Here is a 25,851-nt window from a genome sequence, read left to right on the forward strand (position 1 = left end):
GCCGCCAGCGGATCAAGGAATGAGTTTTATTAGAGGGCGCGCACTGTGCCGCAGAGTGGGCCCGGTGTCAAAGCGCGAGGGTCTGGCTGAGGTGTTACGGACTGTGATGTCCATGTGGCGAAGGAGCTTGCTCCCTCGCCACAAACCTGGTGGTTTCTTAATTGTAACCATGGATAAAGAAAGCAGATTTGCGGCCGCTACAGTGCAAAGTCTCAGATATTTATCGAATAAAGGACGTCTCCATGTCACTAAGACAACTTTCCATCCAATGGAAAATCACCCTGCTGGCCGGGCTTTGCCTGGCCGGCATCGTGACCCTGCTGGTGGGGCTTTCGCTGTACCGCATGGAGCACAGCTCCGCGATGGTGAAAGCCTCAAGCATGGAGATGCTCACCGAAGCCGCCCAGGCGCGGATCGAATCCCAGGGTGAAAACCAGGCGCTGCTGATTCGCCAGCAGTTCATGGATGCCTATCAATATGGCCATGGTTTCTCGCGTCAGGTGCTGTTCCTGCGTGATCAGGCGGAAAAGCGCTTCCTGGACGCCTTCGACCTGCGCGAAGACCTGACCCGCCAGGTCAAGTCGGCCCTGCAAGCCAACCCCGAGCTGCTCGGCCTGTCGCTGGTGTTCGAAGCCAATGCGCTGGACGGCAAGGACGAACTGTTCAGCGGCCAGGCGGAACTCGGCAGCAACGACAAGGGCCGTTTCGCCCTGTACTGGTCACAGCCGACTCCGGGCAAAGTGAAATCCATGGCGCTGCCGGAAAGTGACATGGCTGACACCAGCACCGGCCCCAGCGGCGAACCGGCCAATGCCTGGTTCACCTGCCCGCGCACGTCGCTCAAGCCGTGCGTGATCGAACCGTACTTCTACGTGATCGACGGCCAGAACGTGCTGATGACCAGCATCGTGTTCCCGCTGATGGTCAACGGCAAAGTGATCGCCTCGCTGTCGGTGGACATCAACCTCAACAGCCTGCAGGCCATGAGTCAGGGCGCGAGCAAAAAGCTCTATGACGGCCAGACCAACGTCAGCATCCTCAGCCCGGTCGGTTTGCTCGCCGGCTACAGTGCCGACGCCAGCAAACTCAGCCAGCGCCTGGACAGCGTGGACAAGGCCAACGGCGCCGAGCTGATCCGCATGCTCGCCGGCAGCAGCAAAACCGAAAGCCTGCACAACGATCACCAGTTGAAAGTGCTGGCGCCGTTCCAGCCGATTCCCGGCGGAAAATCCTGGGGCGTGCTGCTCGACGTGCCGGAAAAAGTCCTGGTCGGCCCGGCCGAGATCCTGAAAAAACAACTCGACGACAGCAACACCACCGGCACTCTGGTCGAGCTCAGCCTCGGCGTGCTGGCCGCGTTGATCGGCCTGTTGCTGGTGTGGCTGATGGCCCGCAGCGTGACCAAACCGATCCTCGGCGTGGCCCACATGCTGGAAGACATCGCCAGCGGCGAAGGCGACCTGACCCGGCGCCTGGCCTATGACAAAAAGGACGAACTGGGCCAATTGGCCGGCTGGTTCAACCGTTTCCTCGACAAGCTGCAACCGATCATCGCCGAGGTCAAACGCTCGGTGCAGGACGCGCGCAGCACGGCGGACCAGTCGTCCGCCATCGCCACCCAGACCAGCGCCGGCATGGAGCAGCAATACCGTCAGGTCGATCAGGTCGCCACCGCGTCCCACGAAATGAGCGCCACCGCCCAGGACGTCGCCCGCAGTGCCGCGCAAGCCGCGCAGGCGGCCAAGGATGCTGATCAGGCGACTCGCCGCGGGTTGACCGTGATCGACCAGACCACCACCAGCATCGACCACCTCGCCGCTGACATGAGCGCGGCCATGGTGCAAGTCGAAGGGCTGGCGGCGAACAGCGAGAAAATCGGTTCGGTGCTGGAAGTGATTCGCGCGATTGCCGAACAAACCAACCTGTTGGCTCTCAACGCTGCCATCGAAGCCGCCCGTGCCGGTGAGGCCGGACGCGGTTTTGCCGTGGTCGCCGATGAAGTGCGCAATCTGGCGCGCCGCACTCAGGAATCGGTCGAGGAAACCCGCCTGGTGATCGAGCAATTGCAAAGCGGCACCCAAGACGTGGTCGGCTCGATGAACAACAGCCATCGTCAGGCTCAGGGCAGTGTCGAACAGGTCAGCCAGGCCGTGACCGCGTTGCGCCAGATCGGCGAGGCGGTGACGGTGATCAGCGACATGAACCTGCAGATTGCTTCGGCGGCGGAAGAACAGAGCGCGGTGGCGGAAGAGATCAATAACAACGTGGCAACGATTCGCGACGTGACGGAATCGCTGTCGGGGCAGGCGAATGAATCGGCGCGGGTGAGCCAGTCGCTGAACAGCCTGGCAAATCAACAGCAGAGTCTGATGGATCAGTTCCGGGTCTGACCCGGCTATCGCGTCAGCTGAAGATCAAAATGTGGGAGCGAGCCTGCTCGCGAAAGCGGTGTGTCCGGTAACAGAGATGTCGACTGACACACCGCCTTCGCGAGCAGGCTCGCTCCCACAGGGGATTTTTGGTGGGGTTTGGATTGGGGTCAGCGTTTGGGGAGTTCGATCACGACCTTCAACCCGCCCCACTCGCTCTCCTCCAACCGCAGTACCCCGCCCCACGTGTCGACGATGTCGCGCACAATCCCCAGCCCCAACCCGTGCCCATCCGTCTGTTCATCCAGCCGCGTACCGCGACTGAACACTTGCGCCCGCTGGTCCGCGGGAATCCCCGGCCCATCGTCTTCGACGCTCAACTCAAACCCGTCCACCGTCTCGACCACACTCAAGCGAACCTCGGCATCCGCCCATTTACAGGCGTTGTCGAGCAAGTTGCCGAGCAGTTCAAGCAAGTCCTCACGGTCCCACGGCAGCTGCAAACCGGCCGGTGCGCGGTAGCTGAGCGCCAGGTGCTCGCCATGAATCATGTTCAACGTCGCCAACAGCCCCGGCAGTTCTTCATCACAATCAAACAACGCCCCCGGCAGCGCGTCGCCGGACAATCGGGCGCGGTTGAGTTCGCGATTGAGGCGTTGCTGGACCTGTTCCAGCTGCTGTTTGAGGATCTTGCGCAACTCGGGATGAGCGTCGAGTTTTTCGCTGGACGCCAGGCTCAACAGCACCGCCAGCGGGGTTTTCAAGGCGTGACCGAGGTTGCCCAAGGCATTGCGCGAACGCTTGAGGCTGTCTTCGGTGTGCGCGAGCAGATGGTTGATCTGTGCCACCAGCGGCTCAAGTTCCACCGGCACCTGATCATCCAGTTGCGAGCGCTGGCCTTGTTGCAGCTGGGCGATCTGTTCGCGGGCCTTTTCCAGCGGGCGCAAGGCGCGGCGCACAGTGATGCGTTGCAACAGCAAAATCAGCAACAACCCCGCCAACCCCAGCCCCAGCCCCACTTGCTGCATGCGTTTGAAGCTCTCGCGCACCGGCGTGTAGTCCTGCGCGACGCTGATGGAAATCGACTGGCCAAGGCGTCGATAGTCGGAACGCAACACCAGTAACTGCTGCCCTTCCGGCCCCAATTGCAGGTTGCTGTGCAGGCCCGGATGCTCCAGCCGTGGCAATTCCTGATCCCACAGCGAACGGGAACGCCAGTGGTTATCGTCGAAGTCGATGCGGAAGTAATGCCCGGAGAACGGGCGTTGATAGGCCGGCGACAGGTGCCGCTCATCCAGTTGCAAGCCTTGCGGCCCACGGACCAGCGCCACCAGCAGGTTTTCACTGTCGTTGCGCAGCCCGGCTTCGAGGTAGCGCTGCAAGCCCATTTCGAACAACCACAAACTGGTTTGCGCTAACACCAGGCCGACGACGACCATGACGCTGATCAGTCCCAGGCTCAACCGGCGCTGGATCGACCTCACTGAGCAGCCCCGCCGAACAGGTAACCCTGACCGCGACGGGTTTCGATCACGCTGCGACCAAGTTTGCGGCGCAGGTGGTTGACGTGAACTTCCAGCACGTTGGAATCGCGCTCGGTTTCACCGTCGTAGAGGTGTTCGGCGAGGTGGCTTTTGGAGAGGATCTGTTCGGGGTGCAGCATGAAATAGCGCAGCAGGCGAAACTCGGCGGCGGTCAGCTGAATGTCGGCGCCATCGCGGGTCACGCACTGACGGCCTTCATCGAGGTGCAGCCCGGCCGCCTTGAGCGTCGGCTGATTGGCCTGGCCGTGGGAGCGACGCAGCAGCGCCTGAACCCGCAGGTGCAATTCTTCTGGATGAAAGGGCTTGGTCAGATAATCGTCGGCACCGGCCTTGAGGCCTTCGATGCGCTCGGCCCACGAATCGCGTGCGGTGAGGATCAGCACCGGCGTCGACAAACCGCCATCGCGCCATTGCTTCAGCACCTCAAGCCCCGACAAACCCGGCAGGCCGAGGTCGAGGATGATCAAATCATAGGGCTCGCTGCTGCCCTGATAGACCGCATCGCGACCGTCGGCCAGCCAGTCCACCGCATAACCCTGACGATTGAGGCCGGCCATCAGTTCGTCGGCCAACGGCACGTGGTCTTCCACCAGCAGCAATCGCATCGATCAGTCTTCCTTGTCTTTGAGTAAACGGCCGGTGGTGGCCTCGATGTCCAGCTCGCGGACCACGCCCTCGGCGGTCAGCAACTCGACTTCATAAATGTAGACGTCGTGCTTTTCTTCAAGCTCGGCTTCCAGCAGTTTGGAACCGGGATAGCGATCCAGCGCCTGCTGCAGCAGTTGCTCCAGTGGCAGGATCACCCCTTGCTGGCGCAGGCGCAGGGCTTCGTCCTGGTCGAGGTCGCGGGCCATGACCACCGAACAAAACGCCAGAAGCAGCAGCGCCATGCGTGAAAACGAAAACACCTTCATTACGTATCCTGATGATCCTTGAGAACCTGGCCGCTGACGGCGTCTAATTCCAGGTCCCACTCGATGCCCTGTGGGTCGCGCAGCTCAACCTGATAAATGTACTTGCCGTACTCTTCTTCCAGTTCGGTCTGGGTCACCGTCGAACCGGGGTGTTTGGCCAGAGCCGTGGCGTTGAGCTTCTCGAAAGACACAATGGTACCAGCGTCACGCAGCCTCAGGGCTTCGTCGGGACCGAGGTCGCGAGCGTGGGCGAGGCTGGCGGTCATGGCAATGATCGAGGCGGTGAACAGGGCAGTCAGGGTTTTCATGGGTGTCTCCGTATTTTTATGTGTTGCCTACGAAGGGCACCTTAGCGAGCTGAACTTAATTGAAACTGAATTGCCATCATGAAAGATGGCAACACGATATTGCAGACGTCACCCGAAACCCTGTGGGAGCGAGCCTGCTCGCGAAAGCGTCGGAACACGCAACATTAACGTATCTGACCCACCGCTTTCGCGAGCAGGCTCGCTCCCACAGTGGATTGGTGGTGTTGCCCGACCTGTTTATAATCTTGCGCTTGCCAACCATCGAGACCGGTATGACCGCCATCCACATCAAGTTCCCTTCCCTGACCCTCAAGGCCGGCCCGCGTGCGTTGGCGCGCATCCGCAAAGACGGCTTGAGCGCCGCCGACGTCGGCACGCTGCCGGGGGCCGCCGGTGGCCCCAAGGCATTGGGGATTCAAGGGCTGGACCTGGCGTTGTTTGGCGAATGGCTACCGGCCGCACCGCGCGAACGTTCGCTGATTGGCGCCTCGGTCGGTTCCTGGCGCTTCGCCAGTGCTTGTCTGCCGGACGCCGCCGAAGGCATCCGGCGCCTCGGGCATTTGTACACCGAGCAGAACTTCGCCAAGGGCGTGACCATGGCGCAGATCAGCCAGAGTTCGCAGCGCATGCTCGATGAACTGCTAGACGGCCGCGATGCCTCGATCCTGAGCAACGCGAATTACCGACTGAACATCATGGTGGTCAAAAGCCACGGCAACCTGGCCGACGATCATCGCGGCCGGCTCGGGCTGGCGCTGGGCTCGGTGATCGCCGACAACCTGCGCGGTCGCGCGCGACTGTCGCGGCACTTCGAACGGCTGATCATTCACGACCCGCGCCTGGCCCCGCCGGTCAATGCGCTGAACGACTTTCCGTCGCGCTTCGTTGCGCTGAACGCCGGCAACCTGCGCCAGGCGCTGCTGGCGTCGGGTTCGATCCCGATGGTGATGGAAGGCGTGCGCGACTTGCCCGGCGCCGGTGCGGGGACGTTCCGCGATGGCGGACTGCTCGACTATCACCTCGACCTGCCCTACAGCGGCAACGACATCGTGCTGTATCCGCATTTCACCGACCGGGTGATTCCCGGCTGGTTCGACAAGACCTTGCCGTGGCGCCGCGCCTGCCCCGCGCGCTTGCAGGATGTTCTGCTGCTGGCGCCGTCGAAGGAGTATCTGGCGCGCCTGCCCTACGGCAAACTGCCGGACCGTAACGATTTCAAGCGTTTCATGGGCGATGCGCCGGCCCGGCAAAAATACTGGCGCGCCGCCATGGACGAAAGCCGTCGCCTCGGCGATGAATTCCTCGAACTGGCCGCCAATGGTCGCCTCGGCGAGCGCTTGCTGACCCTTTAGTCAGTGTTTCGCCCGCAGCTCTGGTAAACTCGCCGCCTGCCCACATCGCCGCGGCGATCGCCACCTGACAGAGCTGAAACTACTGTGGAAATTTTCAAGGAATTTACGTTCGAATCCGCCCACCGCCTGCCTCACGTACCGGAAGGCCACAAATGCGGTCGCCTGCACGGTCACTCGTTCAAAGTGGCGATCCACTTGAGCGGCGACCTCGACCCGCACACCGGCTGGATCCGTGACTTCTCGGAAATCAAGGCGATCTTCAAGCCGCTCTACGAGCGCCTGGACCACAACTACCTGAACGACATTCCCGGCCTGGAAAACCCGACCAGCGAAGTGCTGGCCAAATTCATCTGGAATGAATTGAAGCCCCTGCTGCCGGAACTCAGCGCGATCCGCATCCACGAAACGTGCACCAGCGGCTGCATCTATCACGGCGAGTAACCCGCTCCAACAGACAACACAAATCCACTGTGGGAGCGAGCCTGCTCGCGAAAGCGGCGTATCAATCGACATATTCATCGCCTGACACACCGCTTTCGCGAGCAGGCTCGCTCCCACAATGAGACTGCGTTTCGTCAGTGAATGATCAAGCCACCTTCATCGGTGGCTTTTTTATGCCTATGCTTTTTGCCTCGCCCAAGAGGACACGCACATGGCTGACTGGCTGCTGGACCGCCAATACCGTTTCAACGGGCACCGCATTCACTACGCCGTGCACGGCGACGGCCCGCCGCTGGTGTTCGTACACGGCACGCCCTTCTCTTCCTTCGTTTGGCACCGCATCGCCCCGCACTTCATCGGCACGCACCGGGTGCATTACTTCGACCTGCTGGGCTATGGCCAATCCGAGAAGATCGACGGCGACGTGTCGCTGGGCGTGCAGAACGAGTTGCTCGCGCATTTGCTCGATCACTGGGCCATCGAGCGGCCCGACGTGGTCGCCCACGATTTCGGCGGTGCCACCGCGTTGCGCACGCACCTGTTGAACGACAAGGATTACCGCAGCCTGACATTGATCGATCCCGTGGCGCTGACACCCTGGGGTTCACCGTTTGTGCAGCATGTGCGCCAGCATGAAGCGGCGTTCAGTGGCGTACCCGATTACATCCAGCAAGCCATTGTGCCGGCCTACATTCGCGGGGCGATAAAACGCGACATCCCCGATGAAGAACTCGCGCCGTATGTGCAGCCATGGCTGGGTGAGCCGGGGCAAGCCGCGTTCTACCGGCAGATTGCACAGATGGACGAGCGCTATACCCGCGAAGCGGAAGGGTTGTACCCGAGCATTCGGTGCCCGGTGCAGATTCTGTGGGGCGAGGACGACCAGTGGATTCCCATCGAACGCGGCCGGGCGCTGCATCAGCGGATACCGGGGTCGCAGTTTCATCCGATCCCCAATGCCGGGCATCTGGTGCAGGAAGACGCGCCCGAGGCGATCGTCGCCGCGTTGCTGAAATTCCTGCCCCTGACTCAATGACCCCACACTCCTACAAGGGCCGTGCTGTGTTTCGTCACGCGGCACTGGCATGGATCGCCACTGCCGCGCTAATTTAGAGTCATCAACCCAAAGGGACTCGCCTCATGCACATCATCAACGCCCGCCTGCGCAACCAAGAAGGCCTGCATGAGTTGCACCTGGAAGACGGCCTGATCCGCACCATCGCCCGACAGACCGAAGCCCCGACCCTGGGCCCCGAGGACCTGGACGCCGGCGGCAACCTGGTGGTGCCGCCCTTCGTCGAGCCGCACATTCACCTCGACGCCACCCTGACCGCCGGCGAGCCGCGCTGGAACATGAGCGGCACGTTGTTCGAAGGCATCGAGTGTTGGGGCGAGCGCAAGGTCACAATCACCGAGGAAGACACCAGGACACGCGCCAAGAAAACCATCCAGACCCTCGCCGCCCACGGCATCCAGCATGTGCGCACCCACGTCGACGTCACCGACCCGCAACTCACCGCGCTCAAGGCAATGCTCGAGGTGCGCGAAGAAAGCCGGCACCTGATCGACATGCAAATCGTCGCGTTCCCGCAGGAAGGCATCGAGTCGTACCGCAATGGCCGCGAGCTGATGGAAGAAGCGATCTGCATGGGCGCCGATGTGGTCGGCGGCATTCCGCACTTCGAGTACACCCGCGATCAGGGCGTCAGTTCAGTGAAGTTCCTGATGGACCTGGCCGAACGCACCGGCTGCCTGGTGGACGTGCACTGCGACGAAACCGACGACCCGCATTCACGCTTCCTCGAAGTGCTGGCCGAAGAGGCGCGCAGCCGCGACATGGGTTCGCGGGTCACCGCCAGCCACACCACGGCGATGGGTTCTTACGACAACGCTTACTGCGCCAAACTGTTCCGCTTGCTCGGGCATTCCGGGATCAGTTTTGTCTCCTGCCCCACTGAAAGCATTCACCTGCAAGGACGCTTCGACAATTTCCCGAAACGCCGTGGCGTGACTCGCGTCAACGAGTTGCTCGAAGCGGGGATGAACGTGTGTTTCGGCCAGGACTCGATCGTCGACCCGTGGTATCCGCTGGGCAATGGCAACATCCTGCGGGTGCTGGAAGCGGGGCTGCACATCTGCCACATGCTCGGGTATCGCAACCTGCAAAGTGCATTGGACCTGGTGACGGACAACAGCGCCAAGGCGATGAACCTCGGCGAGCGTTATGGCCTGGAAGCGGGACGGCCGGCGAACTTGCTGGTGCTGTCGGCGGACAGTGATTACGAGGTGATTCGCAGCCAGGGCTTGCCGCTGTATTCGGTGCGCGGGGGCAAGGTGCTGATGAAGCGGACGATGCCGGTGGTGGAATGGCCAGGGCAATGAATTTGCACTGACTGTCAGGGCCCCTTCGCGAGCAGGCTCGCTCCCACAGGGGATTTGTGAACGACACAGATCCAATGTGGGAGCGAGCCTGCTCGCGAAGGCTGCGTCAAAATCAACCCATCAACCGAGCCGTACCAAACAGCCTGACCCGACTCAATTCCCCCTCATCTTCCTCCAGCAAAATCGGCGCCGTACCGCCCGGCATCACCACTTTAACTTCACCCGCCGAAACCCAACCGACCCGCCAAGCCGCACACGCCACCGCACTGGCGCTGGTGCCCGACGACGCCGTCGGCCCTTCCCCGCGCTCAAACACCCGCGCGACAACCCGGCCTTCGGATTCAAGCATCGCCCACTGCACATTCACCCCCGCCGGACACGGCTCACCGCCCCCGGCCGGCATGGCATAAGCAATCCGCAGCAACCCTTCAGCCAGCGGTGGTTCACGCATCTGCGCATTGCTCGGCAACGCAGCGGCCTCGGCCACCAGCGTCACGCAATGTGGATTGCCGACACGCACAAACTGGCTGCGGTTCCAGGCCGGATCCAGCGCCGACAATGGCGCGACATGACTGACATCCCGACCGTTCAACAGCACCTCTTCCACACCCTGCGCGCCCACGGCTTGCGGCCCGAACGTTGGCGTTCCGAGGTCCAGCCAAAACCCTTGCACGCCCTCGACCTCGGCCGGTTTCACAGACGTCTCCCCCGGCGAAACCGTGTCCATCTTGTCGTGATGAACCCGCAGCAGGCACGCCCCCTCCTCCGGCATCAAGCCCTGCTCACTGAGCGACTGGGAGAAAATCGTCAGCCCATTGCCACTGCGTTCGGCCAACGTGCCGTCGGTATTGACGATCAGCAAGTCATACGGCGGCGCCGCTTGAAACGGTCCGACCAGTAAACCGTCGCTACGATGATCCTTGCTGCCGGGCGGCTGAGTGCCGGGGGCCCAGGCACAAAATGCCTCGATCGCGGCCAACGCCCATTTCTCGCGGGTTTGCGCGGCCTGACTGGCCTGCGCAGGCAAATCGATACCGCTGCCACGCACGACGTCAGGCGCGACAACCGCATAAATATTGCCTCGAGCATCGTAGAACCGGGTCATGGATCAATCCTGAATTCAGCGTGAGAAGAGCTCGTACTGTAGGCCACCGCCAGAAAATTCTCATCTCACTGAACCGTTATGAGCACCCTGCCCTCTATCGCGAATCGGTTGGACCGACCTGTCAGTTATGACAGCAGACAAGTCTTTGCAGCGGGCCCAGAGTGAAGTTCTTCATTCGCACCTGGGACAGCCTCATGAAAAGGACCTCGCGGCTAGCGCTATTCATTGCCCTGGCTTTCACCGGTACGGCAATGGCCGACGCATCAGCCCCGGTTCGCAATGGCACCGGGGAAGAAATCCTGCTGCAGGGGTTCCACTGGAACTCCAGTCGCAACGAACCCGAAAAATGGTATGCGGTATTGGCACGCATGGCCGGTCAAATCGGCAACGACGGTTTTACCGCCATCTGGATGCCGCCGCCGTGGCGAGATACGTCCAGCTGGGTAGACAGCAACAAAGGCACCTCCGGGGGTGGCGAAGGTTATTTCTGGCGCAGCTTCGATAAAAACAGCCAGTACGGCAGCGATGAGCAACTCAAAACGGCCGCCGCGGCGCTGAACAGTGCCGGGGTAAAGGTGATTTATGACGTGGTGCCCAACCACATGGATGACAGCCAGGTAAACAATCCTCTGTTTCCCGGTGGCCGCAACGAGTGGCGCCACGATTGCAACCAGTGCGACGAAGGCGACGCCTTCATGGACGGCAACGCGGACCTGAACACCGGCAATACCGACGTCTATGACACCTTCAAAAACGAGCTGGTTAATTTGCGCCAACAGTACGGAGCCAAAGGTCTGCGCTTCGACTTTGTGCGCGGCTATGCACCGGAAACCGTCGATCGCTGGATGACAGCCTTTGGTAATCAGCAATTCTGTGTCGGTGAAATGTGGAAAGGCCCCAGCGAATACCCGGCCGGCGATTGGCGCAGCGAGGCCAGTTGGCAGGATTCACTCAAGGACTGGTCCGACCGGTCCCACTGCGCCATCTTCGACTTTGCCCTGAAAGAGCGGATGCAGAACGGTTCAATCGCCGAATGGCGGCATGGGCTCAACGGCAATCCCGATCCACTCTGGCGCAAGATCGCCGTCACCTTTGTCGACAACCACGACACCGGTTTTTCACCCGGACGTTCCGGCGGCCAGCATCACTGGGCATTGACCGAAGAACAGCGGAACAAGGCCTACGCTTACATCCTCAGCAGTCCCGGAACACCGGCGGTGTATTGGCCGGACATGTATGACTGGCAACGCGGCGAGATGATTCGCCAGTTAATCAAGACACGCAAGGAGGCCGGAATCAAGGCCGACTCACCGATTCGTTTTCAGCCTCAATATTCCGGGTTGGTCGCGACGACGACCGGCACTCGCAAAAGCCTGGTGATTGCCCTGGACTCGGACCTGACAAAACTGCCCCAAGGCCTGGGTCAACCGACGCTGGAACGCGATGGCGGCAAAATTCGCCTGTGGAGCACGGCTCCCGAACAACCGCCCGTCAGAGTTGCCTTCACCTGCGACTACGCCACCACTTACCCCGGACAGAGTGTTTACGTGGTGGGCTCATCACTTGAACTGGGGGCCTGGGACCCTGGCCATGCCGTGGCATTGAACTACAAGCCCGAGGAAAACCGCTGGACTGGCTCCATCGATTTGCCGGCGCAACAAGGCATCGAATGGAAGTGCATCGTGCGCGGCAACGATCCGACGAGCGCCGCGCGCTGGCAGCCCGGGCCGAACGTGAGCTTCACCAGCGGCGCAGCCAATCAGACACGCGGGACGTTTTAGACACGCCGCTGCATGTCCGTGAAAACCCTCCGAGGTCGCGGGACGCTGCCTGATATGCAAGGATGTTGCCTTGCCTATCGTCAGCAACCCGCAATGCCAAGGATTTTCCATGACTGCCCTCAACACTCCCGCGCCTGTCATCCCCGGCCGTCTGGAGCAGATGTCCACCCGCATCGCCTTCTTCATCGCCGGTCTCGGCATCGCCGCCTGGGCGCCGCTGGTGCCCTACGCCAAGGCACGGGCCGGGCTGGATGAAGGGACGCTCGGTCTGCTGCTGTTGTGCCTCGGGGTCGGGTCGATTCTGGCGATGCCAATGGCAGGGCTGCTGGCGTCACGCTTCGGCTGCCGTCGCGTGGCAGCGGGTGGAACGCTGCTGATCTGTGCGGCCTTGCCGTTGCTGGCGACGGTGTCGTCAGTGCCGGCGTTGATCGCCACCTTGTTCATGTTCGGTGCCGGGCTGGGCACGGTGGATTCGACGGTGAACCTGCAAGCGGTGATCGTCGAACGGGCCAGCGGCAAGAACATGATGTCGGGATTTCACGGGATGTTCAGCCTCGGCGGGATCGTCGGCGCGGCGGGCGTCAGTGGCTTGCTCGGCCTTGGGATTTCACCGCTGGGCGCGATGTTGGTGGTGATTGCCGTGCTGTTGCTGGCCCTGTTGAAAGCGGCGCCGCACCTGTTGCCTTACGGCAGCGAAAGCACCGGCCCGGCGTTTGCCGTGCCCCATGGCATCGTGCTGTTTATCGGCGGGATGTGCTTCATCGTGTTCCTCGCCGAAGGCGCGGCGCTCGACTGGAGTGCGGTGTTCCTGACGCAGGAACGCGGGATCGATACCGCGTATGCGGGGCTCGGCTATGCGGCGTTTGCGCTGACCATGACGGCCGGGCGCTTGACCGGTGACCGGATTGTCCGGCGCCTGGGTTCCACGCGGGTGATGGTGTTCGGCGGGCTGACGGCTGCGGCGGGCCTGGCGCTGGCGACGTTCGCACCGGCCTGGGAGACAGCGCTGGTGGGGTATGCGTTGTTGGGTGCGGGGTGTTCGAACATTGTGCCGGTGCTGTACACCGCTGTCGGCAAACAGACGGTCATGCCCGAACACATCGCCGTGCCGGCCATTACCACATTGGGTTATGCGGGGATCCTCGCCGGCCCGGCGCTGATCGGGTTTATCGCCCATGGCAGCAGTTTGAGTTTTGCCTTTGGGTTGATGGCGTTGCTGCTGGTGGCGGTGGCCATTGGCGGCAAGGTGTTGAAGGCTTAAAAGCTTCGCGAGCAGGCTCGCTCCCACAGGGAATTTGTGAACGACACAGATCCAAGGTGGGAGCGAGCCTGCTCGCGAAGAAGGCGACTCGGTCTATCAGAACCCCACACTGGCCTGCACAAAGAACGTGCGCGGCGCCCCCACGTACATCCCCGAGTTATTGTCGCTGGACCGGGTGAAATACTGCTTGTCGAAGATGTTCTTCACCCCGGCGCCCAGCTTCAGGTTCGACAACTGCGAACCAAAGTCATAGCCAGCGCGCGTGTTCCAGGTCACGTAACCCGGAATATCGCCAAACTGCCCGTCCGCCGAACCTTCGGTGATGTAGTTGCCGTTGAAGCTGCCATCGGCATTCACACCCGTACCCGGCGAGCGCTGCTTGGACTGGGCAAACGCATCGAGGTTGTAGGTCCAGCGATTGATGTCGTAACGCAGCCCGGCGGTCGCCACCTGGCGCGAGTAGAACGGCAGGTCACGGCCCTTGAAGCCCGGAATCTCACCCTCATAAGTGGCGCGGGTGTAGGTAAAACCGGCGTTGGCGGTCAGGCCATCGAGCATCGGGTTGAGCGCAGCCATGTCGTAATGCACGGAGGTTTCAATACCCTGGTGCTTGGTCGCGCCGAGGTTAGTCCAGCCCACGTCGTTGCTGATGTATTGCAGTTCATCATCGAAGTCGATGTAGAACAGCGTCACTTCGCCGCCCCACACGTCGTTGTTGTAGCGCGTGCCGACCTCATAGGTCTTGGCCTTTTCCGGCTCCAGGCCGTTGGCGGTGTTGTCGCCGATACCACCCTGGCCGAGCTGGAAATACTGCAGGCTGCCAAACGACGTTTCGTAGTTGGCGAACAGCTTCCACTCTTCAGACAGGTGGTACATCACGCTCAGGGCCGGCAGCGGCTCGTTGCTTTCGATGCTGCGGTTTTTCTCCGGCACACGCTTGCCGGCGGTATCGAGCACGGCGCGGTCGTGCCAGTCGGTGCTGATGTGTTCGAAGCGGATGCCCGGGGTCACGGTCCAGTTGCCGATGTCGATTTTGTTGTCGATGTACACCGAGTTGGCTTCAGTGCCGCCGGTACGGTCCTGGAACACATGGCCGTCAGAGGACGGCGTCAGCACCGGCTGATTGTTCACCAGCGCGACACGGCTTGATTCTTCGTGCATCGCTTCCTTCAGGTAGCGATAACCGACGCTGACTTCCTGCGTGGTCGGGCCCACGTCAAACACATGGGACACCCGTGGTTCGATGCCGAAGGTGTAGTAACTGCGCGGGTACGAGCTGAGGGTTTTCTGGTCGCGGGCGGCGATGTTGCTGCCGCGAAAACTGTCGGTGTAGTACGTCAGCACTTCGGCCTGGGTACGGTCGTTAATCTGCCGCGCCCACTTGAACGACACGTCTTTGCGGCGGCCGCTGAAGTTGTCGTAGTCGCGCACGGACTGGAACGGGTCGGCGTCGTATTGCGCCTGCGTCAGGCCGCCGGGCATGTCGGCGCTGGCGTCGTAATAGTGAAAGTTGAGGCTGAAATCATCGACATCGGTCGGTGCCCAATGCGTCTTGAGGATCACGTCGTCGATGTCGTTGCCGTTGTTGCTTTCGCGGTAACCGTTGCCGTTGACGCCGGAATACAACAGCGCCATGCCGATGCCGTTGTCAGCGGTGCCGCCGACGAATGCGGTGTCGATGTGTTTCCAGCCACCGTGCTGTGAAGTTTCCAGGGTGGTGCCGATTTCACCGGTGGCTTTTTCCGGGATCGCGCGCGTCACGAAGTTGATCACGCCACCGACGTTTTGTGGCCCATAACGCACGGAACCGGCGCCACGCACCACGTCGATGCTGTCGAGGTTGCCCGAGGAAATCGGCGCCATCGACAATTGCGGCTGGCCGTACGGCGCAAACGCGGCCGGTACGCCGTCGATCAAGACGGTGGAGCGCGGCGACAGACGCGAGGTCAGGCCGCGCACGCCGACGTTCAGGGAAATATCGCTGCCGCCGGTGCCGTTGGCGTCCTGTACTTGCACGCCGGGCACACGCTTGAGCACGTCGCCGACGTTCATCGCGCCCTGCTCGATCATCGCTTCACGGCGAACCACCGTTCGCGCGCCGGGGTGATTCTGCACCAGGGCCTCATCAGCATCGTCGAGCCAGTCACCGACCACTTTGATGTCGGTCATGCCCAGTTCAATCGGACCCGCAACAGCGGAAGTCTGTGCCGGGGTCAGGGTCACCGAGCCTTCATCGATCTGGTATTGCAAGCCGCTGCCTTGCAGCAATTGGCGCAAGGCCTCTTCCGGCGAGATGTCGCCGTCGACGGCCGGGGCTTGTTTGCCGGCGACCAGTTCAGGACTGAAAAAAACCTGCAACGAAGACTGCTGGCCCAGCTCACTCAAGGCCTCGCCCAGTGGCTGCGCTGGAATATGAATGCCACCGGCGGCGAACGCCTGGGGCAGCGCGGCGCTGACCGCCAAGGCGAGCGCCAGCGGTAACCAATGGGTTTTGTTGTTTTTGGCAGAGGTGTTATTCACGTCGAACAATGTCCTGTGGATCGCAAACGTATGCGTTTGTTAATGCAAACCAGTTGCAGTTGGACAAGAAGACGATGAACTCGAAAAAAACCTGAATCGGTTTGGAAATTATTTGGAAATTATTTCCTGACTGCCGTCATCGAGGGTGCGCACGGCCACCGGCAGGATGCTCGGCAGGGCCTTGAGCAGGGCGTCGGTGTTGTCGGATTTGAACACGCTGGTCAGGCGCAGGTTGCCGACTTTGTCGCTGCCGACGGTGAGCGGCTTCTCGCGATAGCGCGACACTTCGGCCGCCACCTCGCTGAGGCTGGCGTTGTTGAACACCAGTTTGCCGCTGCGCCACGCGGTCAGTTCTGCCGGGTTGACGGCGTAGGCCGCCGCGACAGTCCCTTGGGCGTCAATGCGCGTACCGAGGCCGGCGCTCAGGCTGACAAATTCGGCGCCCTGCCCCTGAACCTTGACCGTGCCCTGTTCCACCGCCACCCGGGTTTCGCTGAGATCGCGGCGTACATCGAAGCGCGTGCCGGTGACCGTGACCAGACCATTGCCAGCATCGATCACGAACGGTCGGCTGGTGTCGTGCTCGACGCTGAACATCGCTTCGCCCTCGATCAGCTCAATGCCGCGCCGGTCTTTTTCAAAGTTCACCTGAATGCGGCTGCGGCTGTTCAAGTCGATCACCGAACCGTCGGGCAACGCCACATGACGGCGCTCACCCAACGCAGTGGAATATTCGGCCGTGTAAGGCGCCGGATGATTCAAACCGCTGAACAAGCCCAGGCCCAGCGCCACGGCCACCACACTCGCGGCCACCGCGTAACGCACCCACGACTGGCGTGCTTTGCGGACTGGCGGGTTTTCGCATAACGCTTGCAAGCGCGCGGCCGGCACCAGATCAGCCGCCGTCCACAAGCCTTGCAGGACTTCGAATTCTTCTCGATGTTGAGGGTGTTCGCCGAGCCACGCCTCGAAGCGACGGTATTCGACGACGTCCACCGCCGGCTCCTGCATCCGCACAAACCAGCGCGCCGCGTCGTCCCGAACGGTTGCATGCCCGCACGCACAATCACGAGTATCCATCATGGAAGTTCCTGTTGAGCTGGGGGTGAGAAGGCGTTGCCGATCATGGTTGCAACCCGTCGAGGCGGTCGCGCAGATGCCGCAACGTGCGGATCATATACTTTTCCACCATGTTCTTGGACAGCCCTAGGCGCTCGGCGATTTCAGCCTGGGTCAGGCCTTCGATCTTTTGCCACACAAACACCTTGCGGCAATTGAGCGGCAGCTCGGTGAGCGCCCGTTCGATGGAATCGGCCAACTGGATCGCCTGCATGTACTGCTCCGGGTCGCCGGTCGACGACACACTGAGATCATTCGCCTGCGACTCCATGGCGCCCCGTCGATCCTCCCGCCGATAACCGTCCACCGCGATGTTGCGCGCGGTCTGGTGCAAATAGGCCCGAGGCTGCTCCACCGCCGCCGAATTCGACTCAAGCACCCGCACGAAGGTGTCGTGGGCCAGATCCTCGGCCTGCTGACGATTTCTCAGGCGACGGGTCCAGGTGCCAACCAACTCTTCGTAATGCTCGAAAAAGCCGTGTCTGCGGGGCAGCTTGGGGGTCATTGCGGTGTGCTGTGGGAACGGGGCGTGAATAGTAATGCTTCCTATTAACTGGAAGCAATGGATTCCACGTCGGCCGTGTCGCCGTTAGTCAGTCAAGCCAACGGCCCCCATTGCAGGGGCCGTTGCAAATCACTTAATCAGTGCGCAATACACACCGATTTCAACTCGGTATACGCCTCAATCACCGCACGCCCGAACTCACGGCCCATGCCCGATTGCTTGACACCACCAAATGGCATGGCTGGGTCGAGCAGCACGTGGGCGTTGACCCACACCGTACCGGCCTCGATACGCGGCACCAAGTTCATCGCTTTACCGAGGTCATTGGTCCACAGGCTCGCGGCCAAACCGTAGCGGTTGTCGTTGGCCAGCGCGATCACGGCGTCTTCATCATCGAATGGCATCACGCCCAGCACCGGGCCGAACACTTCTTCACGGGCCACGGCCATGCTGTGGTCGATGTCGGCCAGAATGGTCGGCTGCACGTAGAAGCCCTCGCCTTCCACTAACTCACCGCCCGACACCACGCGCGCGCCTTCGCGGCGGGCCAGTTCGATGTGCTTGAGCACGCTTTGTTGCTGCTTGCGCGACACCAGCGGGTTGATCGCGGCGTTGCAGTTCATGCCCGCGCCGATTGGCATGGCGGAGACCGCAGCGGCGAGCGCTTCGACGAATTGGTCGTGGATCGAGCGGTGCACGTAGAAGCGCGACGCCGCTGCGCAGACCTGGCCGTTGTTCAGCAGGCCACCGAGGATCGCGCCTTGCACGGCTTTTTCGATGTCGGCATCAGCGAGCACGATCATCGGGTTTTTGCCGCCCAGTTCCAGCGAGAAGCGTGTCATGTTTTCCATGCACGCCACGCCGACGCTTTTGCCCACGGCGGTGGAACCGGTGAATGACACTTTGCTCACCAGCGGATGCGCGGTCAGCACGCCGCCCACCGAAGCACCGCCACCGGTGACGACGTTGAACACGCCAGCCGGAATGCCGGCTTCCAGCGCCAGCTCAGCCAGGCGCATGGCGGTCAGCGGGGTTTCCATCGCCGGTTTGATGATCACGGTGCAACCGGTGGCCAGCGCCGGCATCAGTTTCCAGGCAGCGATCAGCAGCGGGAAGTTCCACGGCACGATCCCGACCACCACGCCCACTGGCTCACGCTTGGTGAACGCGGTGAACTTGGCGCCCGGCGGCAGCGGGATCGACACGTCGAAGGTCTGGCCTTCGATCTTGGTCGCCCAGCCGGACATGTAGCGCATGAATTCCACGGTCGCGTTCAAGTCGAGGGCGCGGGCCATGTTGATCGACTTGCCCTGGCTCAGGGTTTCCAGTTGCGCCAGTTCTTCGGCGTGCGCTTCAACCAGTGCGGTGAAGTTCAGCAGGATGCGTTCGCGGTCGGCCGGACGCAGGCCCGACCACACACCGGATTTGAACGCTTTATGGGACGACTGCACGGCCTGCTCAACCACGTCCAGCGGCGCGTCCAGGGTTTCGCACAGGGTTTGCCCGGTGGCCGGGTTGACCACGGCAATGGTCGGGCCATCGGCCAACACCCATTGGCCATCGATAAAGCAGCCATGGCGGCGGTCAAGGAAGGCGGCAACCTGCGGCAGAATTTCAACGTTGCTCATTATTCACCTGTCATTCAAACGTGGGGGTCAGCCTGAGAATCCGGCTGTTCAGCGTTGTTCTTTGAGATAGCAGACCACTGCCTGACGATCATCAGCGGAGGCCAGCCCCATGTAGGGCATGTAGGTCCCGGGCACATAAGCCTGGGGTTGGGTGATCAATTGCGTGATGGTTTCGGCTTGCCAGGTCACGTCTTTGCTGCGCATCGCCTGGGAGTAGCTGAAGCCTTCGAGCGAGCCGGATTTGCGCCCGACCACGCCCGAAAGGTTCGGCCCCATCATCCCGGCCATGCCTTTGCTCACGGAGTGGCAGACCCCGCATTCATTGGCGAAGACCTGGGCGCCGTGGCCCTGATCCGGCGCGCAGTCAGCGGCGACGACGGTTTGCGCCAGCGCCAGGGTCAGCACACCGATGAGGGAAAATTTCTGCGAAGTGAACATAAGAAAGCGACCTTGAAAATCCGTGAGGGGAAGCGACAGCAGGGTTGAGACGGATTGTCAGCGGTCAGTGACGCCCAGGCTTTGCCCTGCGTGCCAGTCGTGTTGGCTGGCCTGCCAAACCGGGCATTTTGGCAAGCACAGGCAACTCTTTGGCAACCACACAAAAGGCCGAAAAAGTTCCGCGCCTTAGTATCGAAACAGACCTCAACCCTGTGGTCATGAACAAGAATGGATGCCACACCATGCTCAAGTCCCCCTTGCTTCGTCTCTCGACGCTCGCGCTGATGATCAGTGCCTCCCAGGCCCATGCCTACGAACTCTATGCCAATGACGACAGTCATCTGAACGCCACGCTGGAAGCGGTTTTCGGCGCTTTCCACAGCCAGGAAAACTACGCACTGTCGGGCCGTCTCAGTGAAGGTTCCTCGTCCTGGCAAGAGGGCTACGTCAAGTACGGCCTGAGCTTCGACAAAGGCCTGGCCGGTTTTGGTACCGCTTATGGCGCCGGCAACATGCTCAGCTCCGGCACCTGGGGCGACGGCGATGCCGCCGGTTTCAGCGACGGTTCGGAACGCACCACCAAGTTCGAAGACGCCTACCTCGGCTGGCGCTCGGGCAAGTTGTTTGAAGCGATGGGTGATGACGGAATCGACCTGTCCTTCGGCCGCCAGAACATCGTGGTCGGCGACGGCTTCCTGATCGACGGCGACGCGCTGAACATGGGCAAGGGCTTGGCCGACGGCGAATTCAATCGCGGCGGCGCCTACTACCTCGCCGCCCGTAAAGCCTTCGACGAAACCGCCGTGTTGCGCCTCGGTGGCAAACAAGGCTGGCGCAGCGACCTGATGTGGCTGAAGTCGGATAACCGCGCCCAGGCCAAGACCGAAATGTACGTCGGCACCCTCGAACACGTGGCCGAAGCCGGCACCGTTGGCCTGACCTACATCGACACCACCGATGTCGACGAGCAATACGCATCCCCGTTGCAAGCTGAACGCGACGGCATGAAGACCTACAGCCTGCGCGCCACCGGTAATGCCGGGGTGAAAAACCTGTTCCTGTCCGGTGAATACGCCGAGCAGGACAAACCGCACACCGGCAACGAAGACGCCTGGTACCTGGAAGCCGGCTGGACCTTTTCCGACGCCCTCTGGACGCCGTATGTCAGCTATCGCTACAGCCGCTTCTCGGAAAACTACGACACGTTGTTCTACGGTTTCAGCCGCGGTTACGGCACATGGTTCCAGGGTGAAGTGGCGGGTAACTATGCCGGGCCGTTCAACAGCAACTCGCGCATCCAGAACGTTTCCATGAAGGTTTCGCCACTGGAAAACCTCAACGTCGGCGTGATGTATTTCAACTACGACACCATCGACCGCAACCTCGGCAACACCGATGGCCACGAGGTGGACCTGTACGCCGAATGGCACGTCAACGAGCACCTGACGGTGATGCCGCTGGTGGGTCTGTACCAGCCGGACAAGAGCGCCGAACAGGGTGGCACCCAGTTGGGCAACAACGACAAAAACCTCTACAGCCAGGTGGTGTTCGCCACTACGTTCTAGGTTTTGTCCGACGCAAATCATCTAGCAACCGGCGCAATCCCTGTGGGAGCGAGCCTGCTCGCGAAGACGGAGTGTCAGTCGACATGTGTGTTGCCTGATACACCGCTTTCGCGAGCAGGCTCGCTCCCACAGGTTGCGCAAGCCTCTACAGATCGCGTTTGCAGCATTAATGTGTTTCAAGGAAAAAGGCCTTTCCAATGCACTCAAGATTTCTGACGATCCAGAGCAAGATCGCCCTGCTCGCCGGCCTCTGCCTGTTGTTGGTGGTGGGGCTGCTGATGGGCTTGTCGCTGTATCAAACTCATCAAAGCAGCCAGCAAGTGGCCAAGGCCAGCAGCGACATGCTCGCCAACGCCGCCAAGGAACACATGCAGGCGCTGGGCACCGTGCAGGCGATGCAGGTGCAACGCACCTTCATGCAGACTCATGAATACGGCCAAGGCTTGTCGCGCTATTTGCTGTACTTGCGGCAACTGCAACAGCAGGGTCATCTGACCCGCCCACAACTGCGCCAGGAGCTGAGCACCCAGCTACACCAGGCCCTGATCGACAAGCCCGACCTGCTCGGGCTTTATGTCATTTTCGAACCCGACGCCCTCGATGGCGCCGACGCCACGTTCGCCAACCAGGCGGACACCGGCAGCAACGAGACCGGCCGCTTCTCCCTGTACTGGGTGCAAAGCAAACCCGGCGAACTGCAAGCGGTGATCGGTGACGAAGCCCTGCTCGCCAACACCTCCCCCGGCCCCAGCGGCGCGCCGTACAACGCCTTCTATACCTGCGCCCGCGACACCCGCCAGGCGTGCGTGCTGGAACCGTATTTCGACGAAGCCTCCGGCAGCCGCAAACTGGTGACCAGCATTGCGTTCCCGCTGATGGACAACGGCAAAGTCATCGCCGTGGTCGGCCTCGACATCAACCTCGCCGCCCTGCAACACAACAGCGAAGCCAGCGCGCATCAACTGTTCGACGGCCACGGGCAGATCAGCATCGTCAGCCCGCGCGGGGTGATTTCCGCCAACAGCCAGGACGTCAGCCGCCTCGGGCAGCCGCTGGACGATGCCCCGGTGATGGACGCGCTGCGTCAGGGCCAAGCGAAAGTGTTTGTCGACCAGCAGCAGATCAACGTCCTCGAACCGCTGGCGCCGATTGCCGGCGCTGCACCGTGGGGCGTGCTGGTCGGCGTGCCGCAAGACGTGTTGCTGGCCCCGGTGACCACACTGCAAAACGAACTCGACGCGCAAGGCGTGCAAAGCACCGCGCTGGAGTTGTTGCTGGGCGGTGGCTCGGCGCTGCTGGGGTTGATGCTGATCTGGTATGCAGCGTTTCGCATCACCCGGCCGCTGCAACTGCTGACGCGGGTGATGGAAGATATTTCCCTCGGCGAAGGCGATTTGACCCGGCGCCTGTCGGTGCAATCGCGGGATGAAATCGGCCAACTGGCGACGGCGTTCAATCGCTTTGTCGAACGTATTCATCATTCGATCCGCGAAGTGTCTTCGGCAGCGCTCGGTGTCAACGAAGGGGCCAAGCGTGTGCTGCTCGCCTCCAACTCATCGCTGAGCAACTTCGACGAACAATCGACCCGCACCAACAGCGTCGCCGCTGCGATCAATCAACTGGGTGCCGCCGCGCAGGAGATCGCACATAACGCGTCCGATGCTTCGCAACAGGCTTCGGCTGCGCGGCAACAAGCCGAGGACGGTCGCCAAGTGGTGGAGCGCACGATCCAGGTGATGAACGAACTGTCCGGCAAAATCAGCACCTCGTGCGCCAACATCGAAGTGCTCAACGGCAAAACCGTGAACATCGGGCACATTCTCGAAGTGATCAAGGGCATCTCGCAGCAGACCAATTTATTGGCGCTCAATGCCGCTATCGAAGCCGCCCGCGCCGGTGAAGCGGGACGAGGTTTTGCAGTGGTCGCCGATGAAGTGCGCAGCCTCGCCGGGCGTACGCAGACGTCGGCGGCGGAGATTCAGCAAATGATTGAAGAGCTGCAAATCGGCGCGCGCGAATCGGTGACGACCATGACCGAAAGCCAACAGCACAGCGAGGAAAGCGTGAGCATCGCCAACCTGGCCGGTAAACGCTTGAGCAGCGTGACACAGCGCATTGGCGAGATCGACAATGTGAACCAATCGGTGGCAGCGGCGACGGAAGAACAGACGTCGGTGGTTGAGGCGTTGAATGTCGACATTACCGAGATCAATACCCTGAATCAGCAAGGGGTGGAGAATCTGCAATCGACGTTGCGGGCGTGTACTGAGCTGGAAAGGCAGGCGGATCGGTTGAATCAGCTTGTGGGTAGTTTCCGGATCTAAGATGGGTGTCGCCTGACCCACCGCCATCGCGGGCAAGCCCGGCTCCCACAGGTTTTGAGGTGATCACAAAATGTTTGAACATGACAAAACCTGTAGGAGCGTGGCTTGCCCGCGATGAACGATGACGCGGAGTTTGAGTGGTTACTGGGGCCGCTCAATGTCAAACATTAGGAAGATCCATTCTATAACCCGCCCCCGGCGCCCCTTCATGCATCGCCGCCTGAATGTCCGCATACAACGCATTCGCCTCAGCGGTAGTGATTGATCGCGAGCAATCACGCAACACCACACGCAAAAGCACGTTTTCCTGGCCCGGCAGCATCCCAAGTCGCTCAATGGCCTGCGAGGGTAAATCCAAGAAATCCCAACGCCCCTTGATCTGCATCTCTTCGATCCAGTCAGAACTATCACCCGCAGCCAGCAACATCCTTTCGGTCAACACTTCTTCGCTTAGCCCCGGCGTTACCGCCAACGAAATGTCACGAGCAATCGACGGCAAACGAGATACCGCAGTCCATGCATTCAGATCATGCATCTGCGCCTGCACTCGCGTGTTCTGATCGCGTAACAAGCGAATATCCGGGATGCCTTTGCGTAACATGGTCAGTCGATCCAGTCCCATTCCAAGTGCCAGCCCCCCATGACGCAGCGGGTCGATCTTCAAGCGTTCCAGCAAAGACCTCGCAATACGACCGCATTCCAGCACTTCGACTTGTGCACCGTCATTCAATACATTCACTTCAATTCCGCCCTCTGTGTAGTGATGAGGACTGTCGCTGTAGACCCAGTTTTTTTCAGGAACGGCGGAATTGAGAATATCGCCAACCAGACGCAATAGATGCTCATGCGTGGACAGTTCCGGATCACCCAGCACCCAGATATCCATTTGATGTGGTTCAGCACAATGCCAACGATCCCGACTATCGCGACGGAAGGTAATTCCCGGCGCAGCGAGCAAGATCATCTGCCCCGGTTGCCGCATTTGAGCGGCTCGCTGAAGCGCTGCTGGAATCTGACTGGTGGTTTGCGTGCGTAATAGCGAGCACTCATCGACCCAACGTGTATGTTCACTCCCGAGCGTGACTTCTGCCGGGTCATAACCGAGCAAACCGTAATTTTCCTCAGCAGACACAATCCTCGGCCCTGTCTGCTGTTGAGCTTGGGGCCAGCCTTTTTCAGCGAGTCCTTGGAGGACTTCATTCAGCAGCAGCCGGACGGCGTGATCGGGAGTGCTTGATTCGGTTAGATCAACCATTAGCAGGGCTTGTTTGAGTGCACTGTCCGTAACGGTTTTCCTTGAAGACTTATCCATACTCTTTCTCTCGACAATGGGTCCTTGCGGACAAAGTACACAGCCGTTGGGGTGTTAAGTCGCAGAGTGAGGAAAATCAGAAGGTGCTGACAGGACGGTCTTACATAGGGGCGTGCAGTATTGGAATGCGTTGATGTGTCGGTCTTGATTCACTTTTGACGGAGGTGATGCCATCGCGGGCAAGCCACGCTCCCACAGGTTTTATAGTGTTCAATCATTTTGTGATCACCTCAAAACCTGTGGGAGCCGGGCTTGCCCGCGATGAACGATGACGCGGTCTCAGCGTATTACTTCGGCACCTCAACGTTATCCATCATCCGGTTCGCCGCCAGTTCCGCCAGCATGATGATCTGCTGGATCGCCATGGCCGTGTGCCGATGCGGCCCTTCCAGGTACCCCGCGAAATCGCTGGTCATGACACTGGCCTGGGCCAAGGTCTCACAGGTGTGGGCCAACAGGTCTTCGTCCCGCAGATTCGGTGCGAGCATGAACATCGTGCTGGGTTTGCGGGTGGCCGGGGATTTGATGGCGCCGGGGTTGAGGTAGTGATCGAGGGCGCGTTCGGCGGCTTCGTGGAATTTCTTTGAATCGACTGATTCGTAGGGGGATGCCGGATCTGTGTCTGGCGGATTTGGCGTTACCTTGAACATATTTACCTTCGTCCTTATCGGGCAGCCACGCCTCGCTACTAATACGAGGGGTGGCGGCTGTACACAGGTTAGTAGACCGGGAACGAAGGCAAAGCCGGCGCGTCCGAGGACGCCCTGCGCACAGCCACCATCAAATACAGGCATGGAAATACCTGTCTGACAGACACTTGTGCAGCCTTCAAATCCTCGGGCTACTAAACCCGATCACTGAGAATCAGTGACGGGAATCAAGTTACCGAGGGCGTCCAAAGCGCACAAGCCGGCGGATTCTGGCGTAGTCGTAGGCAATGGCGCAAGGCGTTGTAGCTTTCCGGAAGTATCCTTAAACACCTT

20 protein-coding genes and 2 pseudogenes are annotated in these 25,851 nt (G+C 60.9%); 10 read left to right on the plus strand and 12 right to left on the minus strand.

Going from position 1 to position 25,851, the window contains the following annotated elements; genetic code table 11:
• Positions 1–242: 242 nt before the first annotated feature.
• Positions 243–2,390, plus strand: coding sequence for a methyl-accepting chemotaxis protein (locus AC07N8_RS14195; RefSeq protein ID WP_493144149.1), 2,148 nt, complete (start codon positions 243–245; stop codon positions 2,388–2,390).
• A gap of 149 nt (positions 2,391–2,539) precedes the next feature.
• Here AC07N8_RS14195 and AC07N8_RS14200 read toward each other — a convergent pair whose 3' ends face one another.
• The 4 genes from AC07N8_RS14200 to AC07N8_RS14215 are packed head-to-tail and all read right to left on the minus strand — an operon-like array spanning position 2,540 to position 5,135.
• Positions 2,540–3,853 carry a sensor histidine kinase gene (locus tag AC07N8_RS14200; protein ID WP_493144151.1) on the minus strand — a complete coding sequence of 438 codons (1,314 nt, stop codon included), beginning with the start codon at positions 3,851–3,853 and terminating at the stop codon, positions 2,540–2,542.
• Complete coding sequence (locus tag AC07N8_RS14205) at positions 3,850–4,518, minus strand: response regulator transcription factor (RefSeq protein ID WP_483842642.1); 669 nt, start codon at positions 4,516–4,518, stop codon at positions 3,850–3,852. Before AC07N8_RS14205 ends, AC07N8_RS14200 begins: the two co-directional genes overlap by 4 nt.
• A gap of 3 nt (positions 4,519–4,521) precedes the next feature.
• Complete coding sequence (locus AC07N8_RS14210; protein ID WP_483842641.1) at positions 4,522–4,827, minus strand: PepSY domain-containing protein; 306 nt, start codon at positions 4,825–4,827, stop codon at positions 4,522–4,524.
• On the minus strand, positions 4,827–5,135 hold the full coding sequence (locus AC07N8_RS14215) for a PepSY domain-containing protein (protein ID WP_483842640.1): 309 nt from the start codon (positions 5,133–5,135) through the stop codon (positions 4,827–4,829). The genes AC07N8_RS14210 and AC07N8_RS14215 overlap by 1 nt, the downstream gene beginning before the upstream one ends.
• A 272-nt stretch (positions 5,136–5,407) precedes the next feature.
• On the opposite strand from AC07N8_RS14215, the gene AC07N8_RS14220 reads away from it, so the two are divergent.
• The 4 genes from AC07N8_RS14220 (at position 5,408) to codA (ending at position 9,310) form a co-directional block, all read left to right on the plus strand.
• Complete coding sequence (locus AC07N8_RS14220) at positions 5,408–6,487, plus strand: patatin-like phospholipase domain-containing protein (RefSeq protein ID WP_123432466.1); 1,080 nt, start codon at positions 5,408–5,410, stop codon at positions 6,485–6,487.
• An 84-nt stretch (positions 6,488–6,571) separates the two neighbouring features.
• A complete protein-coding gene (queD, locus tag AC07N8_RS14225; protein WP_081744008.1) occupies positions 6,572–6,928 on the plus strand; it encodes a 6-carboxytetrahydropterin synthase QueD in 357 nt (118 codons plus the stop codon).
• Positions 6,929–7,139: 211 nt separating this feature from the next.
• Complete coding sequence (locus AC07N8_RS14230) at positions 7,140–7,964, plus strand: alpha/beta fold hydrolase (protein ID WP_493144157.1); 825 nt, start codon at positions 7,140–7,142, stop codon at positions 7,962–7,964.
• A gap of 104 nt (positions 7,965–8,068) precedes the next feature.
• Positions 8,069–9,310 (plus strand): cytosine deaminase, encoded by a 1,242-nt coding sequence (gene codA, locus AC07N8_RS14235; protein ID WP_493144159.1) that lies wholly within the window; start codon positions 8,069–8,071, stop codon positions 9,308–9,310.
• 112 nt (positions 9,311–9,422) lie between these two features.
• Here the strand turns inward: codA and AC07N8_RS14240 are convergent, their stop codons facing one another.
• Positions 9,423–10,415 (minus strand): diaminopimelate epimerase, encoded by a 993-nt coding sequence (locus tag AC07N8_RS14240; RefSeq protein WP_493144161.1) that lies wholly within the window; start codon positions 10,413–10,415, stop codon positions 9,423–9,425.
• Positions 10,416–10,609: 194 nt separating this feature from the next.
• Here AC07N8_RS14240 and AC07N8_RS14245 point away from each other — a divergent pair, with 194 nt between their 5' ends.
• The gene (locus AC07N8_RS14245; protein ID WP_493144163.1) at positions 10,610–12,196 is read left to right on the plus strand and encodes a glucan 1,4-alpha-maltotetraohydrolase domain-containing protein; all 1,587 of its coding nucleotides are present in this window, start codon (positions 10,610–10,612) and stop codon (positions 12,194–12,196) included.
• Between the two features lie 109 nt (positions 12,197–12,305).
• Entirely contained in the window at positions 12,306–13,457 is a 1,152-nt protein-coding gene (locus tag AC07N8_RS14250; protein WP_483842634.1) for an MFS transporter, read from the plus strand.
• Positions 13,458–13,553: 96 nt separating this feature from the next.
• Here the strand turns inward: AC07N8_RS14250 and AC07N8_RS14255 are convergent, their stop codons facing one another.
• The 5 genes from AC07N8_RS14255 to AC07N8_RS14275 form a co-directional block, all read right to left on the minus strand.
• Positions 13,554–15,977, minus strand: a complete 2,424-nt coding sequence (locus AC07N8_RS14255; protein WP_493144165.1) for a TonB-dependent siderophore receptor — start codon at positions 15,975–15,977, stop codon at positions 13,554–13,556.
• Between the two features lie 108 nt (positions 15,978–16,085).
• Entirely contained in the window at positions 16,086–17,060 is a 975-nt protein-coding gene (locus AC07N8_RS14260) for a FecR family protein (protein ID WP_493144166.1), read from the minus strand.
• Between the two features lie 40 nt (positions 17,061–17,100).
• Positions 17,101–17,601 carry a sigma-70 family RNA polymerase sigma factor gene (locus AC07N8_RS14265; protein ID WP_059182462.1) on the minus strand — a complete coding sequence of 167 codons (501 nt, stop codon included), beginning with the start codon at positions 17,599–17,601 and terminating at the stop codon, positions 17,101–17,103.
• Between the two features lie 137 nt (positions 17,602–17,738).
• Entirely contained in the window at positions 17,739–19,229 is a 1,491-nt protein-coding gene (locus tag AC07N8_RS14270; RefSeq protein WP_483842631.1) for an aldehyde dehydrogenase family protein, read from the minus strand.
• Positions 19,230–19,277: 48 nt separating this feature from the next.
• Entirely contained in the window at positions 19,278–19,667 is a 390-nt protein-coding gene (locus tag AC07N8_RS14275) for a c-type cytochrome (protein WP_483842630.1), read from the minus strand.
• Positions 19,668–19,909: 242 nt separating this feature from the next.
• On the opposite strand from AC07N8_RS14275, the gene AC07N8_RS14280 reads away from it, so the two are divergent.
• The 3 genes and pseudogenes from AC07N8_RS14280 to AC07N8_RS14290 all read left to right on the plus strand — a co-directional run.
• Complete coding sequence (locus AC07N8_RS14280; protein ID WP_483842629.1) at positions 19,910–21,232, plus strand: alginate export family protein; 1,323 nt, start codon at positions 19,910–19,912, stop codon at positions 21,230–21,232.
• Between the two features lie 416 nt (positions 21,233–21,648).
• Positions 21,649–22,698: pseudogene (locus tag AC07N8_RS14285) on the plus strand (methyl-accepting chemotaxis protein); the annotation flags it as partial.
• Positions 22,699–22,959: 261 nt separating this feature from the next.
• Positions 22,960–23,556: pseudogene (locus tag AC07N8_RS14290) on the plus strand (methyl-accepting chemotaxis protein); the annotation flags it as partial.
• Between the two features lie 160 nt (positions 23,557–23,716).
• Here AC07N8_RS14290 and srmL read toward each other — a convergent pair.
• A complete protein-coding gene (gene srmL / locus AC07N8_RS14295; protein ID WP_483842628.1) occupies positions 23,717–24,868 on the minus strand; it encodes a PheS-related mystery ligase SrmL in 1,152 nt (383 codons plus the stop codon).
• Positions 24,869–25,155: 287 nt separating this feature from the next.
• Positions 25,156–25,518, minus strand: coding sequence for a DUF6124 family protein (locus AC07N8_RS14300; protein ID WP_483842627.1), 363 nt, complete (start codon positions 25,516–25,518; stop codon positions 25,156–25,158).
• Positions 25,519–25,851 lie beyond the last annotated feature (333 nt).

The organism is Pseudomonas sp. GW821-FHT10C09, from assembly GCF_059415465.1.